16 protein-coding genes and 1 pseudogene are annotated in these 15,586 nt (G+C 64.4%); 13 read left to right on the forward strand and 4 right to left on the reverse strand.

Annotation, left to right across the window (positions count from 1 at the left end; genetic code table 11):
• Window positions 1-18: 18 nt before the first annotated feature.
• The gene (urtE, locus tag INS93_RS02135) at window positions 19-717 is read left to right on the forward strand and encodes an urea ABC transporter ATP-binding subunit UrtE (protein WP_160019289.1); all 699 of its coding nucleotides are present in this window, start codon (window positions 19-21) and stop codon (window positions 715-717) included.
• A gap of 330 nt (window positions 718-1,047) precedes the next feature.
• On the opposite strand, the gene INS93_RS02140 is transcribed toward urtE, so the two are convergent.
• Window positions 1,048-1,833, reverse strand: coding sequence for an aldolase (locus INS93_RS02140; protein WP_192980123.1), 786 nt, complete (start codon window positions 1,831-1,833; stop codon window positions 1,048-1,050).
• Window positions 1,834-2,015: 182 nt separating this feature from the next.
• Between INS93_RS02140 and INS93_RS02145 the strand changes: the two genes are divergently transcribed.
• Entirely contained in the window at window positions 2,016-3,335 is a 1,320-nt protein-coding gene (locus INS93_RS02145) for an aspartate aminotransferase family protein (RefSeq protein WP_192980124.1), read from the forward strand.
• A 383-nt stretch (window positions 3,336-3,718) separates the two neighbouring features.
• Here INS93_RS02145 and INS93_RS02150 read toward each other — a convergent pair whose 3' ends face one another.
• Window positions 3,719-5,215, reverse strand: a complete 1,497-nt coding sequence (locus tag INS93_RS02150; RefSeq protein ID WP_192980125.1) for a PLP-dependent aminotransferase family protein — start codon at window positions 5,213-5,215, stop codon at window positions 3,719-3,721.
• A gap of 176 nt (window positions 5,216-5,391) precedes the next feature.
• Here INS93_RS02150 and INS93_RS02155 point away from each other — a divergent pair, with 176 nt between their 5' ends.
• The 5 genes from INS93_RS02155 to INS93_RS02175 all read left to right on the forward strand — a co-directional run bounded on the left by INS93_RS02155 (window position 5,392) and on the right by INS93_RS02175 (window position 9,430).
• Window positions 5,392-6,276: a transporter substrate-binding domain-containing protein gene (locus INS93_RS02155; protein WP_192980126.1), complete on the forward strand. Its 885-nt coding sequence runs from the start codon at window positions 5,392-5,394 to the stop codon at window positions 6,274-6,276.
• 191 nt (window positions 6,277-6,467) lie between these two features.
• Entirely contained in the window at window positions 6,468-7,109 is a 642-nt protein-coding gene (locus INS93_RS02160; protein WP_192980127.1) for an amino acid ABC transporter permease, read from the forward strand.
• A 10-nt stretch (window positions 7,110-7,119) separates the two neighbouring features.
• Window positions 7,120-7,782: an amino acid ABC transporter permease gene (locus INS93_RS02165; protein ID WP_192980128.1), complete on the forward strand. Its 663-nt coding sequence runs from the start codon at window positions 7,120-7,122 to the stop codon at window positions 7,780-7,782.
• Window positions 7,775-8,533, forward strand: coding sequence for an amino acid ABC transporter ATP-binding protein (locus INS93_RS02170; RefSeq protein WP_192980129.1), 759 nt, complete (start codon window positions 7,775-7,777; stop codon window positions 8,531-8,533). Before INS93_RS02165 ends, INS93_RS02170 begins: the two co-directional genes overlap by 8 nt.
• A gap of 138 nt (window positions 8,534-8,671) precedes the next feature.
• The gene (locus INS93_RS02175; RefSeq protein ID WP_192980130.1) at window positions 8,672-9,430 is read left to right on the forward strand and encodes an SDR family NAD(P)-dependent oxidoreductase; all 759 of its coding nucleotides are present in this window, start codon (window positions 8,672-8,674) and stop codon (window positions 9,428-9,430) included.
• A 140-nt stretch (window positions 9,431-9,570) separates the two neighbouring features.
• Here INS93_RS02175 and INS93_RS02180 read toward each other — a convergent pair whose 3' ends face one another.
• On the reverse strand, window positions 9,571-10,281 hold the full coding sequence (locus INS93_RS02180; RefSeq protein WP_192980131.1) for a sulfite exporter TauE/SafE family protein: 711 nt from the start codon (window positions 10,279-10,281) through the stop codon (window positions 9,571-9,573).
• Between the two features lie 180 nt (window positions 10,282-10,461).
• Here INS93_RS02180 and INS93_RS02185 point away from each other — a divergent pair, with 180 nt between their 5' ends.
• The 6 genes from INS93_RS02185 to ureC all read left to right on the forward strand — a co-directional run bounded on the left by INS93_RS02185 (window position 10,462) and on the right by ureC (window position 14,892).
• Window positions 10,462-11,298 carry an urease accessory protein UreD gene (locus INS93_RS02185; RefSeq protein WP_192980132.1) on the forward strand — a complete coding sequence of 279 codons (837 nt, stop codon included), beginning with the start codon at window positions 10,462-10,464 and terminating at the stop codon, window positions 11,296-11,298.
• Between the two features lie 150 nt (window positions 11,299-11,448).
• Complete coding sequence (ureA, locus tag INS93_RS02190; RefSeq protein ID WP_017678731.1) at window positions 11,449-11,751, forward strand: urease subunit gamma; 303 nt, start codon at window positions 11,449-11,451, stop codon at window positions 11,749-11,751.
• A 3-nt stretch (window positions 11,752-11,754) separates the two neighbouring features.
• Window positions 11,755-12,264 carry a GNAT family N-acetyltransferase gene (locus tag INS93_RS02195; RefSeq protein ID WP_192980133.1) on the forward strand — a complete coding sequence of 170 codons (510 nt, stop codon included), beginning with the start codon at window positions 11,755-11,757 and terminating at the stop codon, window positions 12,262-12,264.
• Between the two features lie 4 nt (window positions 12,265-12,268).
• Window positions 12,269-12,799 carry a GNAT family N-acetyltransferase gene (locus tag INS93_RS02200; RefSeq protein WP_192980134.1) on the forward strand — a complete coding sequence of 177 codons (531 nt, stop codon included), beginning with the start codon at window positions 12,269-12,271 and terminating at the stop codon, window positions 12,797-12,799.
• Window positions 12,799-13,104, forward strand: a complete 306-nt coding sequence (locus INS93_RS02205; protein ID WP_192980135.1) for an urease subunit beta — start codon at window positions 12,799-12,801, stop codon at window positions 13,102-13,104. Before INS93_RS02200 ends, INS93_RS02205 begins: the two co-directional genes overlap by 1 nt.
• Before the next feature lie 87 nt (window positions 13,105-13,191).
• Window positions 13,192-14,892, forward strand: coding sequence for an urease subunit alpha (gene ureC / locus INS93_RS02210; protein ID WP_192980136.1), 1,701 nt, complete (start codon window positions 13,192-13,194; stop codon window positions 14,890-14,892).
• Window positions 14,893-15,003: 111 nt separating this feature from the next.
• Here the strand turns inward: ureC and INS93_RS02215 are convergent.
• Window positions 15,004-15,550: pseudogene (locus tag INS93_RS02215) on the reverse strand (REP-associated tyrosine transposase).
• Window positions 15,551-15,586 lie beyond the last annotated feature (36 nt).

Genomic DNA, 15,586 nt, shown 5'->3' on the forward strand with positions numbered 1-15,586 from the left:
CGAATGAAGGACATTTCTATGCTGCAAGTCCAACAACTCCACCAGTATTACGGCGGCAGCCACATCCTCCGTGGCCTGTCGTTCGACGTGAAGGTCGGCGAGGTCACCTGCCTGCTCGGCCGCAACGGCGTGGGCAAGACTACCCTGCTCAAATGCCTGATGGGCCTGATTCCGGCCAAGGACGGTAACGTGCAATGGGAAGGCAAGGCCATCACTGGCTTCAAACCGCACCAGCGCGTACATGCCGGTATCGCCTACGTGCCACAGGGCCGCGAGATCTTCGGGCGCCTGACGGTAGAGGAAAACCTGCTGATGGGTCTGTCGCGTTTTCCCGGCAGCCAGGCCAAGGCCGTGCCGGAATTCATCTACGAGCTGTTCCCTGTGCTGCGCGAAATGAAGCATCGCCGTGGCGGCGACCTCTCCGGCGGCCAGCAACAACAGCTGGCCATCGGTCGCGCCCTGGCCAGCCAGCCGCGCCTATTGATCCTCGACGAACCCACCGAAGGCATCCAGCCCTCGGTGATCAAGGAGATCGGCGCGGTGATCAAGAAGCTCGCCGCCCGTGGCGACATGGCCATCCTGCTGGTCGAGCAGTTCTACGATTTCGCCGCCGAACTGGCCGACCAGTACCTGGTGATGAGCCGCGGCGAGATCGTCCAGCAGGGTCGTGGCGAGAACATGGAAACCGAGGGCGTGCGCGGGTTGGTGGCGATCTGACGGGCGCCATTCTGTGGGAGGGGCTTTAGCCGCGACAGCCTCAGTCGCCGCTACTCCCCTCACACGGGATTGGAAGATCGTTCCTCACGCTCCGCGTGGGAATGAAGTCAGGGATGCTCCGCGTCCCCGTACGCCTGCACTAGCGGGCGCAGAGCGCCCTGGACTGAGCTCCCACGCTGGAGCGTGGGAGCCATCAAAGATCGTTCCTCACGCTCCGCGTGGGAATGAAGTCAGGGATGCTCCGCGTCCCCGTGTTGGTGGGCTAAAGCCCACCCTACGGCAGGCGAACGATCTGTAGGGTGGGCGACGCCCCACCCGCCCACCAACCAGTTACTCGGCGAAATCCGAGCCCTCGCGCAGCAACTGGCGCTTCACGCTCTCAAGATGCAGGTGCGCACTTTCGGCATTGCCCTGCAGCATCTGCCGGCACGCCGCGCTGGCAATTGCCGGCGCCACTGCCTTCAACGGCCGACCACTGGCCATGGCTTTGAGCTGCACCTCGGCGGCACGCTCCAGGTAGTAGAGGTCGTCCCAGGCCTCGGCAATGCTCGGCCCCAGCACCAGCGGGCCATGGTTTTTCAGCATCACCACATCGGCATCACCTGCCGCACGGGCGATACGCTCGCCTTCGGCGTAGTCCAGCGCCAGGCCCTGGTAATCCTCGTCCACTGCCAGTCGCTCGTAGAATTTCAGCGCCGTCTGCCCGGCCCAGACGAAGGGCTCACCTTCGAGCATGCACAGCGCTGTGGCATGGGGCATGTGCGTGTGGAAGGCCGCCGTGGCGCGTGGATTGAGGCGGTGCAACTGAGCATGGATAAAGAACGCCGTGGCCTCCGGGCGGCCATCGCCCAGCACCACGCGCCCGTCGAAATCGCAGATCAGCAGCGACGACGCAGTGACCTCGGCGAAGGCCAGCCCATAAGGGTTGACCAGAAACAGCTCCGGCCGCCCCGGCACCACCACGGAAAAATGATTGCAGATGCCTTCACCCATGCCGAGGCGCGCCGCCATGCGAAAACAGGCGGCCAGGTCGATACGCGCCTGGGCGATCGCGGGGCTATCAAGGCCATCAGTGGGCGCCAAGGGGGCGGTGTTGATCTCGAATGCGTGGGCCATGGTTTCACTCCTGAAAACGTATGCCTCCAGCCTAGCCTGTGCACGCAGGGCGCCTAGGGACAGTTGCCCGCCGTCGGCGAGCCAGACGCTCTGACTCAGCCACTTCCGGCATCTGGCCCTACGGCACACGGCCGCTTTATTCCTATGGTGCAGCCATCCGCAACGACCAGCCCGAGGTCATCATGAGCACACCGATCAGCAACCAGTACGTCCACGATCTGGATCGCCAGCACGTCTTCCATTCCTGGTCGACCCAGGGCGCCCTCAACCCGCTGGTAGTCGCCGGCGGCGAGGGCTGCACGCTGTGGGACTACGACGGCAAACGCTACCTCGACTTCAGCAGCCAACTGGTCAACACCAACATCGGCCACCAGCACCCGAAGGTCATCGCCGCCATCCAGGAACAGGCCGGCAGCCTGGTGACCATCGCCCCGGCCACCGCCAACCTGATGCGTGGCGAAGCGGCCAAGCGCATCCTCGCCCGCGCGCCGGCCGGTTTCTCCAAGGTGTTCTTCACCAACGCAGGGGCCGATGCCAACGAGAACGCCATGCGCATGGCGCGCCTGTACACCGGTCGCGACAAGATCCTCTCCGCCTACCGTTCCTACCATGGCAGCACCGGCGCGGCCATCGTCGCCACCGGCGACCCACGCCGCGTGCCCAACGAATACGCCCGTGGCCATGTGCACTTCTTCAATCCCTACCTGTACCGCACCGAGTTCAACGCCGCGAACGAGGAAGAAGAATGCCAGCGCTCCCTGCAGCATCTTCGCCGGGTCATCGAATGCGAAGGGCCGGGCGCAATCGCCGCGATACTGCTGGAAAGCATTCCCGGTACCGCCGGCATCCTGGTGCCACCCAAGGGCTATATGCAGGGTGTGCGCAAGCTGGCCGACGAGTTCGGCATCCTGCTCATCCTCGATGAAGTGATGGCCGGCTTCGGTCGCACCGGCAGTTGGCTGGCGCTGGAGCACTTCGACGTGGTGCCAGATCTGATCGTCTTCGCCAAGGGCGTCAACTCCGGCTACGTGCCGGCCGGTGGAGTGATGATTTCCAAGCCGATCTGCGAGCACTTCGACACGAACTTCTTCCCCGGCGGCCTGACCTACTCCGGGCACCCGCTGGCCATGGCCGCCATCGTCGCCACGCTGGATGCGATGAGCGAAGAAGGCATGGTGGAGAACGCCCGTGATATCGGCGCTCAGGTGCTCGGCCCGGGCCTGAAAAAACTCGCCGAGCGCTACCCGATGATCGGCGAGGCACGCGGCGTCGGCCTGTTCTGGGCGCTGGAATTCGTTAGTGACGTGCAGCAGAGAACGCCGATGCCGGCGCCGGTGATGCAGGAGATGAAGGCGGCGCTGACCGCCCGTGGGCTGCTCAGCTTCGTGGTGGAGAACCGCATCCATGTGGTGCCGCCGTGCATCGTCAGCGCGGCCCAGGTGAACGAGGCGCTGGCGGTCTTCGATGAAGTATTCGCTCTGTTCGCGCCGCGCTTTGGCTGACATCGCGCCATATGCGTAGGAGCACGCTTGCGGGCGATTCGGGCAAACGTATCGCCAGCAAGCCGGCTCCTACAGCACCGTCCAGCACCCGTAGCCCGGATGAAATCCGGGACTTCACGGTCGGTTATGGTTTCCCGGATTTCATCCGGGCTACGAACTTGCCTGATAACCGTCGCGGCTGAAGCCCCTCCCACAGAGTCACGGGGCATTTGTGGGAGGGGCTTTAGAACCTGTTCACGATCTCGCGAGCTAGAGCCATACAAGGCAAAAACAGGCGAGGACGCGGAGTTTACGAGCTGTAAATGAGCAGTCCGAGCCTGTTTTTAACGCAGTAGGGCCGACGCGCAGCAGATCGTGAACAGGTTCTTAGCCGCGACCGCCCTTTACAACCCCGCCAACACCTCACCCAGTTTCCGCACACCCGGCCGAATGAGCTCGGCATCGATGGCGTGGAAACCCAGGCGCATGAAGTTTGTTGGCGCCGCGCCGTCGCCAAGGAAGAACTGCGCCCCGGACTCGATCAGCACGCTCTGCTGCGCCGCCGCCCAGGCCAGGCGCTGGGTATCGACGCCGCTGGGCGCCGCCAGCCAGCAGGCGCTGGCACCGGGGCTGCCCATCGGCTGGCAATCGCTCAGGTCGCTGCGCAGCGCCTGGTAGAGCAACTCGCGGCGACGGCAATGCTCCTCGCGAAAACGCCGCAGGTGCGCGTCGTAGTGCCCCTGGGCGAGGAAGTCCGCGAGCATTCGCTGGTTGTTCAGCGGCGGGTGACGGTACATCAGCCGGCGCAGTGCGCGGAGTTCATCGATCAGCTCGGCGTCGGCGACCATGTAGCCGATCCGCAGCCCGGGCGAGAAGGCCTTGGACAGGCTGCTCAGGTAGATCACCCGGCCAGTACTGTCGCTGGCCTTGAGCGCCGGCAGCGGGTGGTTGTCGAGATTGAATTCGGCGTCGTAGTCATCCTCGATCAGCACCTGGTCGTGCTCACGAATTTGCCGCAGCAGTTGCTCGCGCCGTGCCGCGCTCATCGCCACACCGGTGGGCACCTGGTGCCCCGGCGTCACGTAGAGGTACTGGCAGTCATCCAGGCGCCGATCCACCACCAGGCCCTGGTCGTCGACATCCTGCAGATGCACCTTGGCGCCGTGCAGGTCGAAGATGCTCGCCGCATCGCGAAAGCCCGGGTTCTCCACACCGACGCGCACCCCGCGCGCCATCAGCAGGCTGGCCAGCAGATACAGTGCGTTCTGCGAACCCAGGGTGACCAGGATCTCGTCGGCACGCGCCCAGATACCGCGCTTGGGCAACACGCGGGTGCGCAACTGCTCGATCAGTTGCTCATCGTCACGGTCGAAGCGGTCGCCCAGCCAGCCCTGATCGCGTTCCCCGCTGAGGTTCTTGCGCGACACCTCACGCCAGCGCTCCAGCGGGAACAGCTCGCTGATCGGCTGGCCGTAGATGAACGGGTAGGTGAAGCGGCTCCAGTTGCTCGGGCGCAGCACGCCGTGCTTCAAACTGGGCTGCATGCGAAAGCGCGTGGCCCAATCCGGGGCAGTGGCGGCGCTGCTGTCGTCGGACTGCTCAGGCTTGCGCAGCGGCGTCATACGCAGCACCGCCTCGCCCGCCTGTCCGCAATAGTCCGGGTGCAGGTAGTAGCCGCTACGCGGGCGGCTGACCAGATAACCGTTGTCGAGCAAGCTCTCATAGACCAGCGCCACGGTGTTGCGCGAGACCGACAGCTGCTGGGACAGCTTACGGCACGACGGCAGCGGCTCGTCGGCTGGGAAGCCGCCACCGAGAATAGCCGACACCAGCGACTCGCGAAGCTGCTCCTGAAGGCCGCGCTGACGGTCGAAATCAAGATGGTAAAAGTGATCGATCATGGCGCCCTCCAACATCCAAACAACCCTGTGATGTAGCAAGTAGCGCGCCATTGTCACTGGCCAGAACAAAGGCCGGAACTGCCCCTATCGCCGGCTCGCCAGGCCTCTCTAAGGTGAAAACGAAAGCGCCGCCGAGCGGCCTGGACAACCCTTGTCGACACCTCTGGAGCACGCCCATGAAGCCATCGAACACCGATTCCAAATCCTTCGGTCTGCTGCGCAAGCTGGCCCTGGCCAGTTGCCTGGTCGGCGCCTCGCTGAGCGCTCATGCCGACCTCGACGACATCAAGTCCAAGGGCGTGATGACCGTCGCCACCGAGGATGATTACGCGCCGTTCAACTTCATCGTCGACGGCAAGCCCGAGGGTTTTCACAAGGAGCTGCTCGAAGACCTGAAGACCTACGCCAAGGCACAGGGCTTCGACGTGAAGCAGGAAATCCTGCCCTGGACCGGCCTGCTCGCCTCGGTCTCGTCTGGCCAGTACGACATGGCTTTCACCGGTGCCCTGGTCACCGACGACCGCCTGCGCGTGTTCAACTTCGCCCCGCCCTTCGCCTCGGCGCAACACTTCTACGTCAAGCGCGCCGGTGACGACAGCCTCAGCGACATCGCCAGCCTGTGCGGCAAGACCGTCGGCCTGCAGGCCGGCAGCGCCCTGCTCGCGCGCCTGCCGGAGCTGAAGAAAATGATGGCTGCCGAAGGCTGCGAGATCGGCACCGTGACCGAATACCCGTCCTACCCGGAGGCCTACGCCGACCTGGCCAACGGTCGCCTGGACTACGTGATCAACGCACTGATTTCGGTCAATGACCTGGTCAAGACCCGTGGCGACACCTTCGCCAAGGGCATCGCCGTTTCCGGCGACGGTTTCGCCGCCTGGCCAGTGCCCAAGAGCAGCCCCGAGTTGCTGGAGCTCCTCACCGGTTTCATGAACGAAGTGCGCGACAGCGGTCGCCTGGCCGAGTTGCAGAACAAGTGGTTCGGCGAAGCCTTCCCGGCCATGCCCAAGGAGCCGATCACCAAGGTAGAGCAGTTCCACAAGCTGGCCGGCATGGAGTGAAAACAGACTGATGCCAGATGCCTGGCATGGTTCCCGTAGGGTGCGCCGTGCGCACCAGCGTCAACGGCGCCAGCGTTTCGGTGCGCACGGCGCACCCTACTGCTCATTTGCAGTGCACTGCCGCCTATCAGGGCCAGCCGCCTGGCCCTGACCTTGCTTGCAACACCCCACCTTTTTTCTAGGAGCCCGACATGAACGGACAAGCCTGGTTATTGCTGCTCGAAGGCGCCTGGACGACTCTGTGGATCTCCTTGATCGCCATCGCCCTGGGCGTCGTCATCGGCCTGGGTATCGCCCTGCTGCGCATGGCGCGCATTCCCTTCGTGGAACAGGCACTGGTGCTCTACGTGAGCCTGGCGCGCGCCACGCCGCTGGTCACCCTGGTGCTGTTCATCTTCCTCTCGGCACCCACCTTCGGCCTGGCCATGGATCGCAACACGGCGGCGATCCTTGCCCTCACCCTGAACACCGCAGCCTTCAATGCCGAGGTCTGGCGCACGGCCTTCATCAGTTTCTCCCGCGAGCAGAAGGAGGCGGCGCTGGCCTGCGGCATGACCAACGGCGTGTTCTTCCGCCGCATCATGCTGCCGCAGATGATCACCAGCAGCCTGCCCGGCCTGGTCAACGAGATGTCCTTCCTGATCAAGAGCAGCCCGGCCATCGCGGTGATCGGCATCGTCGACCTGACCCGCGTGACCAATCGCATCAGCGCCGTGACCTACGAGCCGCTGCCACCGATTCTCGCCGCCGCCCTGCTGTACATGCTGATCATCGGCGTGCTGCTCAAGGTGCAGGCCATCGCCGAGAAGAAAGCCAACCGACTGGCCATGTGAGGACGCGACCATGAGCGAATGGAACATCATCTGGGAGGCCCGCGGCGCCTTCCTCAACGGCGCACTCAACACCCTGATCCTGTTCGTCCTGTCGGTGTTGGCGGCCTTCGTCATCGGCTGCTTCACCGTCTACCTGCTGGAGGGCCGCAACTGGCTGTCGACACTGCTGCGTGGGGCGATCAACCTGATGCGCATGCTGCCCTTCCTGGTGCTGGCCTACCTGCTCTACTACGGCCTGCCGGCCCTGGGGGTGAAGCCCAGCGCCTGGGGCGCGGGCCTGGTGGCGCTGGCCATTTATCACGCTGCCTACTTCGCCGAGATCCTGCGTGGTGCCCGCCTGGTGCTGCCGCTCGGCCAGGTCGAGGCGGCCAAGGCCCACGGCTTTCGCCCAGGCCGTCTGTACTGGCGGATCATCCTGCCGCAACTGGTGATCCGTACTCGCCCGCTGCTCGGCAACCAGCTGATCTACGCGCTGAAGGACACCGCCTTTCTCACCATCATCACCGTGCAGGAACTGACCGCTGCGGCCAACTCGGTGCAGGCCACCTACTTCATCCCCAGCGAGGCGTTCATCGTGGTCATCGCCCTGTACTGGATCATCAGCATCTGCCTGGAACTGGCGCTCAAGTGGGCGAGCCGGTTCGGCGCCAAACGAGGTTTCGAACATGCCTGACATCCCTGCGGTCCAGATCGACAATCTTTCCAAGAGCTTCGACGGCGTCGAGGTGCTGCGCGACATCTCGCTGACCGTGAACAAGGGCGAGGTGGTCAGCGTGCTGGGCTCCTCCGGGTCGGGCAAATCCACCTTGCTGCGCTGCATCAACTGGCTCGAAGAGCCGGATCGCGGCAGCATTCACATTGCCGGCCAGCGCATTGGCGTCGACGCCCAGGGCAAGCGCATGAACAACCGCGACCTCGCGGCGATTCGCGCACGTACCGGCATGGTGTTCCAGAGCTTCAACCTGTGGCCGCACCTGAACGTGCTGCAGAACGTCATGGAAGCACCGATGCAGGTGAAGAAGATGCGCAAGGACGAGGCCCGTGCCATCGCCCAGACGCTGCTGGAAAAGGTCGGCATGGAACAGAAGGCCGAGGCCTTTCCCTACACCCTCTCCGGCGGGCAGAAGCAGCGTGTGGCAATTGCCCGCGCCCTGGCCATGAGCCCGGAGGTGATCCTGTTCGACGAGCCGACCTCGGCACTCGACCCGGAGCGGGTCGGCGAAGTATTGACCGTGATGAAGAACCTCTCCAGCGAGGGCTACACCATGATCGTGGTCACCCATGAGATGGAATTCGCCCGCGCGGTGTCGGACCAGGTGGTGTTCCTGGAAAAGGGCCTGCTGATCGAAAAATCCGCGCCGGAGAAGTTCTTCACCAACCCGGAAACAGAACGCGTGCGCAAGTTCCTCGAACTGTCCGCGTGAATCCGCAGCCAGCTGTGGAGCGCAGCCTTGCGGCCAAGGCCTTAGACTTGCGCACCGCCCCACTGGGACTGCTCTTCGTGCGCTCGACAGCGGACGCAGGAGCAAGCCATGACCCCTAACAGCAAAATGAGGTTATCCATGAGCAAGGTGGCATTCATCACAGGCGCGACATCCGGCTTCGGCCGCGCCACGGCACGACGCTTCGCCGAGGCCGGCTGGGCTCTGGTACTCAGCGGCCGACGCCTGGAACGCCTGGAAGAACTGAAGGCAGAACTGCAGGACAAGGTGCCGGTGCATGTCGCCACGCTCGACGTGCGTGATGCTGCTGCGGTGAAGGCGCTGGTCGACGGCCTGCCGGCGCCCTTCGAGCGCATCGATGTGCTGGTCAACAACGCAGGCCTGGCGCTGGCCCCGGAGGCCGCGCAGAAGGTCGCCCTGGAAGACTGGCACACCATGATCGACACCAACGTCACCGGCCTGGTCAACGTCACCCACGCGGTGCTGCCCAAGCTGCTGGCCATCGGCAAAGGCACCAGCATCATCAACATCGGCTCGGTGGCCGGCGAATGGCCCTACCCGGGCGGCCACGTGTACGGTGCCACCAAGGCCTTCGTCAAACAGTTCAGCTTCAACCTGCGTTGCGACCTGGTATCCACCGGCGTGCGCGTCACCGACATCGCCCCCGGCATGGCCGAAACCGAGTTCACCCTGGTGCGCACCAAGGGCAACCAGGCTGCCTCCGACGCGCTGTACGGCACTACCACACCGCTGACCGCCGAGGACATCGCCGAGCAGATCTTCTACGTCGCCACCCTGCCGGATCACATCAACATCAACCGCCTGGAAATCATGCCGAGCCGCCAGGCCTGGTCACCCTTCGCCATCGACCGCGATTGAAGAACGCGCCTCGCAGGGCGGGTCACCGACACCGAACCCGCCCGTAGGGTGCGCCATGCGCACCACAGCAATTTCGCAACACCGGATACGCCCTGCAGATCAGCAGCCATAGCACGCGTTCTCGGTGCGCGCGGCGCACCCTACCAGATCGCCTTTAGCAGGCTCCCCGCCGACAGCAGTACCAACAGCCCGCCGACCAGCACCCGCAGCGACAGCGGCTGCCAACGCGGGAGCAGCCACTGGCCGAGCAGATTGCCGGCCAGCGCCGGCAGTGCAAGCTCCAGCGCCAGCCACCACTGCGCGCCGGTCAGCACACCTGCGACGCCCAGCCCGATCAGCGCGAAGGAACTGCTGGCCAGGAAGAACAGCACCGCCGTGCCGCGCAACTGACGTGCGTCGAGGCCACTACGCAGCAGGTAGATCATCAATGGCGGGCCGCCGGCCGAAGCCATGGTGGTCGCCAGACCAGATGCCAGCCCCGCCAACCAGGCCATGCCCTGGCCCAGCGGCGTGGCAATAGACGGAAGCCATAACACCAGCACGCCACCACACAAACAAAGCACAGCCACCAGCGGCGCCATGACGTGAGCAGGCAACCACAGCAGCAGCCACGCGCCCAGCGGCACAGCCAGCAGCATGCCCATCAGCAGGCGCACCAGCACACGCCCATGAACGGCGCGCAACGCCGCCGGCCAGAGTGTCACGCTGCAAGCCACGTCGAGAATCAGCGCCACCGGCACCGCCTCTGCAGGTGGCAGCTGCTGCATCAATCCGAGCGCCATCAGCATGGCAAAACCGAAGCCGCTGTAGCCGCGCACCAGGCCGGCGGCGAAGGCGATAAAGGTGAACATGAGCGCTCCATACGAATCGTACGCCCGACTCTAGAGCTGGCCGGGCGCGACCGGCAGAGCCAGATGAAGCACCGCGACTGGCCACAGATGCAGGCAGGCAAGAAGTCGCACCGAATTGGTTCAGGGCACGCCTCTTGCTTGCCCACTCGGTCAACTATCCTGCGGAACCGCTGCCCCACCATGAATCTGCCTGCCGCCCTGTTCACGCCAAGCTGGTCTGCCGAGCTGGAGCTGGCCTACGCGCACCACGGCGAACGCACCACACCGGTGCGCAGGCGCCACCTCGGCCCTCTTAGAGTGCAGAAGCACCTGTATGCCGAAGGTCCGCAGGTGTGCCAGCACATCATCATCCACCCGCCCGGCGGCATCGCTGGCGGTGACGTTCTGGACATCTCGGCCCATGCCGGCGAAAACACCTGGGTACAGCTCACCAGTCCCGGCGCAGCCAAGTGGTATCGCGCCGCTGGCGTCGCCCGGCAGGATCTGCGCCTGAGCATCGAAGCCGGCGCCACTCTGGAATGGCTGCCGCAGGAAACCATCGTCTACGCCGGCGCCCAGGCCGAACTGCACACGCAGATCGAACTGCACGGTGACGCCCGCCTGTTCTACTGGGATATCGTCGCCCTCGGCCGCCCCGCCGCCGACGAGCGCTTTTCCAGTGGTCACTTCCAGGCCGCGCTGGATATTCGCTGTGACGGCAAGCTGCTCTGGCACGAGCGCCAGCGCGTTGCCGGCGGCGATGGCCTGCTCGATTCGGCCATCGGACTGAACGGCCAACCGGTGTTCGCCACCCTGCTGGTCAGCGGCGAAGTGGACAGCGAACTGCTGGAGCGCTGCCGCGAGTTAAAAATTGAAGGTGTGCGTGGTGATCTCAGCCAACTGTCGGGGCTGCTGGTCGCGCGTTGCCTGGCCAGCGAGGCACTCAAGGCGCGTGCCTGGCTGATCGAACTCTGGCGCCTGCTGCGCCCGGCAATGCTGGGGCGCGAGGCGGTGCCACCCCGAATCTGGAGCACATGAGCACAATGGACATCTAGGGGCCGGCCAGCCGGCCCCTACAAATTGCAGTACAGCCACGCCAGAGTGGAACAGCGCACGCCGCGTTCCACCCAGCGACCGAAGCACTATTGCGGACAAGGCACAGCCTTGCCCCTCCAGACTGGAGCCGTCATGGATTTGTCACCAAGAGAAAAAGACAAGCTGCTGATCTTCACCGCCGGCCTGGTGGCCGAGCGTCGTCTGGCGCGCGGGGTCAAGCTGAACTACCCGGAGGCCATGGCCTATATCTCCGCCGCCCTGCTCGAAGGCGCGCGCGACGGCCAGACAGTGGCCGAGCTGATGCACTTCGGCACCACCCTGCTGAGCCGTGATCAGGTGATGGAGGGCGTACCGGAGATGATCCCGGAGATCCAGATCGAAGCCACCTTCCCCGACGGCACCAAGCTGGTGACCGTCCATCAGCCGATTGCCTGAGCCATGACCTATTCGATTCAAGACGCCAACGACACCGACCTGCCCGGCATCCTGGCCATCTACAACGACGCAGTACAGCACACCACGGCAATCTGGAACGAGACCCTGGTGGATCTGGCCAACCGTCGCGCCTGGCTGGCAGAGCGCACGGCGGCCGGCTTCCCGGTGCTGGTGGCGCATGACGCCGCCGGCGAGGTAGTTGGCTACGCCAGCTACGGCACCTGGCGCACCATCGAAGGCTTCCGTCAGACCGTCGAGCATTCGGTCTACGTACGCACCGACCAACGCGGCCAGGGCCTCGGCCCGCTGCTGATGCAGGCATTGATCGAGCGCGCCCGCGCCGCCAACCTGCACGTCATGGTCGCCGCCATCGAGTCGGAGAATATCGCGTCGATCCGTCTGCACCAGCGCCTCGGCTTCGTCACCAGCGGACAGATGCCCCAGGTCGGCCGCAAGTTCGGGCGCTGGCTGGATCTGACCTTCATGCAACTGATCCTCGGCGCCAAGGAGTGACCCCGTGGACCTGAGGCTACAGCGACTCGACAGCGCCAACTTCGCCACCTATCGCGAAGGCTTGATCGTCCTGCTGCTCGATGCCGTCAGCCATGGCGCATCGATAGGCTTTCTCGCCGATCTCGACGAACGAGAAGCCGCTGAATATTTCGCCCAGGTGCATGCGGCCATGACGGACGGCTCACTGCTGCTCTGGGTGGCCCATGAACAAGGCCGCGTTCTGGGCAGCGTGCAACTGAGCCTGTGCCAGAAGCCCAATGGGCTGAACCGCGCGGAAGTACAGAAACTGCTGGTGCTCAGCACGGCGCGCCGTCGTGGCGTTGCTCGCCTGTTGATGCTAGCTGTCGAACAGGAAGCAGCTGCCCGCAAACGCGGCCTGCTCTATCTCGACACCGAGGCCGGCAGCGACGCGGAGCACCTCTATCGAAACCTGGGCTACGTCAGCATTGGTGGCCTACCCGATTACGCCTGTGGCCCGGACGGCACCTACCGGGCCAATGCCATCTACTACAAGACGCTTGCGAGGCCTGACTGATGATTCCCGGCGAATACCAGATTGCCGACGGCGAGATCGAGCTCAATGCCGGTCGCCGCACCCTGACCCTGTCCGTGGCCAACAGCGGCGACCGGCCCATCCAGGTCGGCTCGCACTACCACTTCTTCGAGACCAACGATGCTCTGCTGTTCGACCGCGCGGCCACGCGCGGTATGCGCCTGAACATCCCGGCCGGTACCGCGGTGCGTTTCGAGCCGGGGCAGAGCCGCGAGGTGGAGCTGGTCGATCTGGCCGGCGCGCGCCGGGTGTTCGGATTCGCCGGACGGGTCATGGGCGATCTTTGAGACACAGATTTTCGTAGGGTGCGCCATGCGCACCACAAGCAACGCAGATAACAACGGTGCGCACGGCGCACCCTACGGGACGAGCCAATGAAGATCAGCAGACAAGCCTACGCCGACATGTTCGGCCCCACCGTCGGCGACAAAGTGCGCCTGGCCGATACCGACCTGTGGATCGAAGTGGAAAAGGACTTCACCACCTACGGCGAAGAAGTGAAATTCGGCGGCGGCAAGGTGATCCGCGACGGTATGGGTCAGGGCCAGCTGTGCGCGGCCGATGTGGTCGACACCCTGATCACCAACGCGCTGATCATCGACCACTGGGGCATTGTCAAGGCCGACGTCGGCCTCAAGGACGGCCGCATCGCCGCCATCGGCAAGGCCGGCAACCCGGATATCCAGCCCGATGTCACGATTGCGATTGGCGCCGGCACCGAGGTGATCGCTGGTGAAGGCATGATCCTCACCGCCGGCGGCATCGACACCCACATCCACTTCATCTGCCCGCAGCAGATCGAAGAGGCCCTGATGAGTGGCGTCACCACCATGATCGGCGGCGGTACCGGGCCGGCTACCGGCACCAACGCAACCACCTGCACTTCTGGCCCCTGGCACATGGCGCGCATGCTCCAGGCCGCCGACGCCTTCCCGATGAACCTGGGCTTCACCGGCAAGGGCAACGCCTCACTGCCGGAGCCGTTGATCGAGCAGGTGAAAGCCGGTGCCATCGGCCTCAAGCTGCATGAGGACTGGGGCACCACCCCGGCGGCCATCGACAACTGCCTGTCGGTCGCTGATCAGTACGACGTGCAGGTCGCGATCCACACTGACACCCTGAACGAGTCCGGCTTTGTCGAAACCACCCTCGGTGCGTTCAAGGGCCGCACCATCCACACCTACCACACCGAGGGTGCCGGCGGCGGCCATGCGCCAGACATCATCAAGGCCTGCGGCTTTCCCAATGTATTGCCGTCCTCGACCAACCCAACCCGGCCCTTCACCCGCAACACCATCGACGAACACCTGGACATGCTGATGGTCTGCCACCACCTCGACCCGAGCATCGCCGAGGACGTGGCTTTCGCCGAGAGCCGCATCCGCCGCGAGACCATCGCCGCCGAAGACATCCTGCATGACCTCGGCGCGTTCTCCATGATCAGCTCCGACAGCCAAGCCATGGGCCGCGTCGGCGAGGTGATCACCCGCACCTGGCAAACCGCCGACAAGATGAAGAAGCAACGTGGCCCGCTGCCCGAAGACGAGCCCGGTAACGACAACTTCCGCGCCAAGCGCTACATCGCCAAGTACACCATCAACCCGGCGATCACTCACGGCATCAGCCACGAGGTGGGTTCCATCGAAGCGGGCAAGTGGGCCGACCTGGTGCTCTGGCGCCCGGCCTTCTTCGGCGTCAAACCGACGCTGATCCTCAAGGGCGGCGCCATCGCCGCCAGCCTGATGGGCGACGCCAACGCCTCGATCCCGACGCCGCAGCCGGTGCACTACCGGCCGATGTTCGCCAGCTATGGTGGCAGCCGACATGCCACCAGCATCACCTTCATCAGCCAGGCGGCGTTCGATGCCGGCGTGCCCGAGCAGCTCGGTCTGAAGAAGAAAATCGGTGTGGTCAAAGGCTGCCGCGAAGTGCAGAAGACCGATCTGATCCACAACGGCTACCTGCCGGATATCGAGGTCGATCCGCAGAACTACCAGGTCAAGGCCGACGGCCAACTGCTCTGGTGCGAGCCGGCCGAAGTGCTACCGATGGCGCAGCGCTATTTCCTGTTCTGACATCGCAGGCTGAGACGACAGTGGCGGGTTTCACCCGCCCTATGGGGTAGGCGATTGCCCCGCCTGCCCAAACCTGTAGGGCGGGTGCAACCCGCCAATTCATTCTCCGGTTCATTCCCCGACACCCAGCTCATCAAGGCTCGCATCCCCGCCCCAATCGACGGGGTAAATACCCTCCTTCACCCAACGGTGAAACGACGACCAGGGCCAATCCCCCACACGCGCTACCAGCCCATGCTTGAGCGGGTTGCCGTGCAGGTAGTCGAAGTGCCGGGCGTAGTCGCGCTCATCGTGGATCAGATGCTCCCAGAAGCGCTGTTGCCAGAGCGTGCCCTGGCCCTTCGTCTGACGTCGGTGGCTCAACAAATTCGAGCGGTTACAGCGGCTGCCACACGAATGCGTGACATGCCGTTTGATCAACCGCCAGCGATTGGAAAAGTCCGCATCACCTGGCGGCAAGCGCCAGATGGCATGCAGATGCATCGGGCAACAATACCCAGGCGTCGATGGCGAAGGGCTGGCTAAGGCGTACCGTTTGAATGGCTTCGCGCAAAGCCTGGCGGATATCGGGATGGGTAAGAATCGGCTGACGCCGTTCGCTGACCAAGGTGAAGAAATAGGTGCCCCCGGGAGCGGCGGCGCGGCGGTAGTCAGACATGGCAACGTCCCTGTTGCGGAGTTGGCTGTGGCGGGT

This window comes from Pseudomonas sp. EggHat1, from assembly GCF_014892995.1.
In the GTDB taxonomy this organism is placed as follows: Bacteria; Pseudomonadota; Gammaproteobacteria; order Pseudomonadales; family Pseudomonadaceae; genus Aquipseudomonas; species Aquipseudomonas chaetocerotis.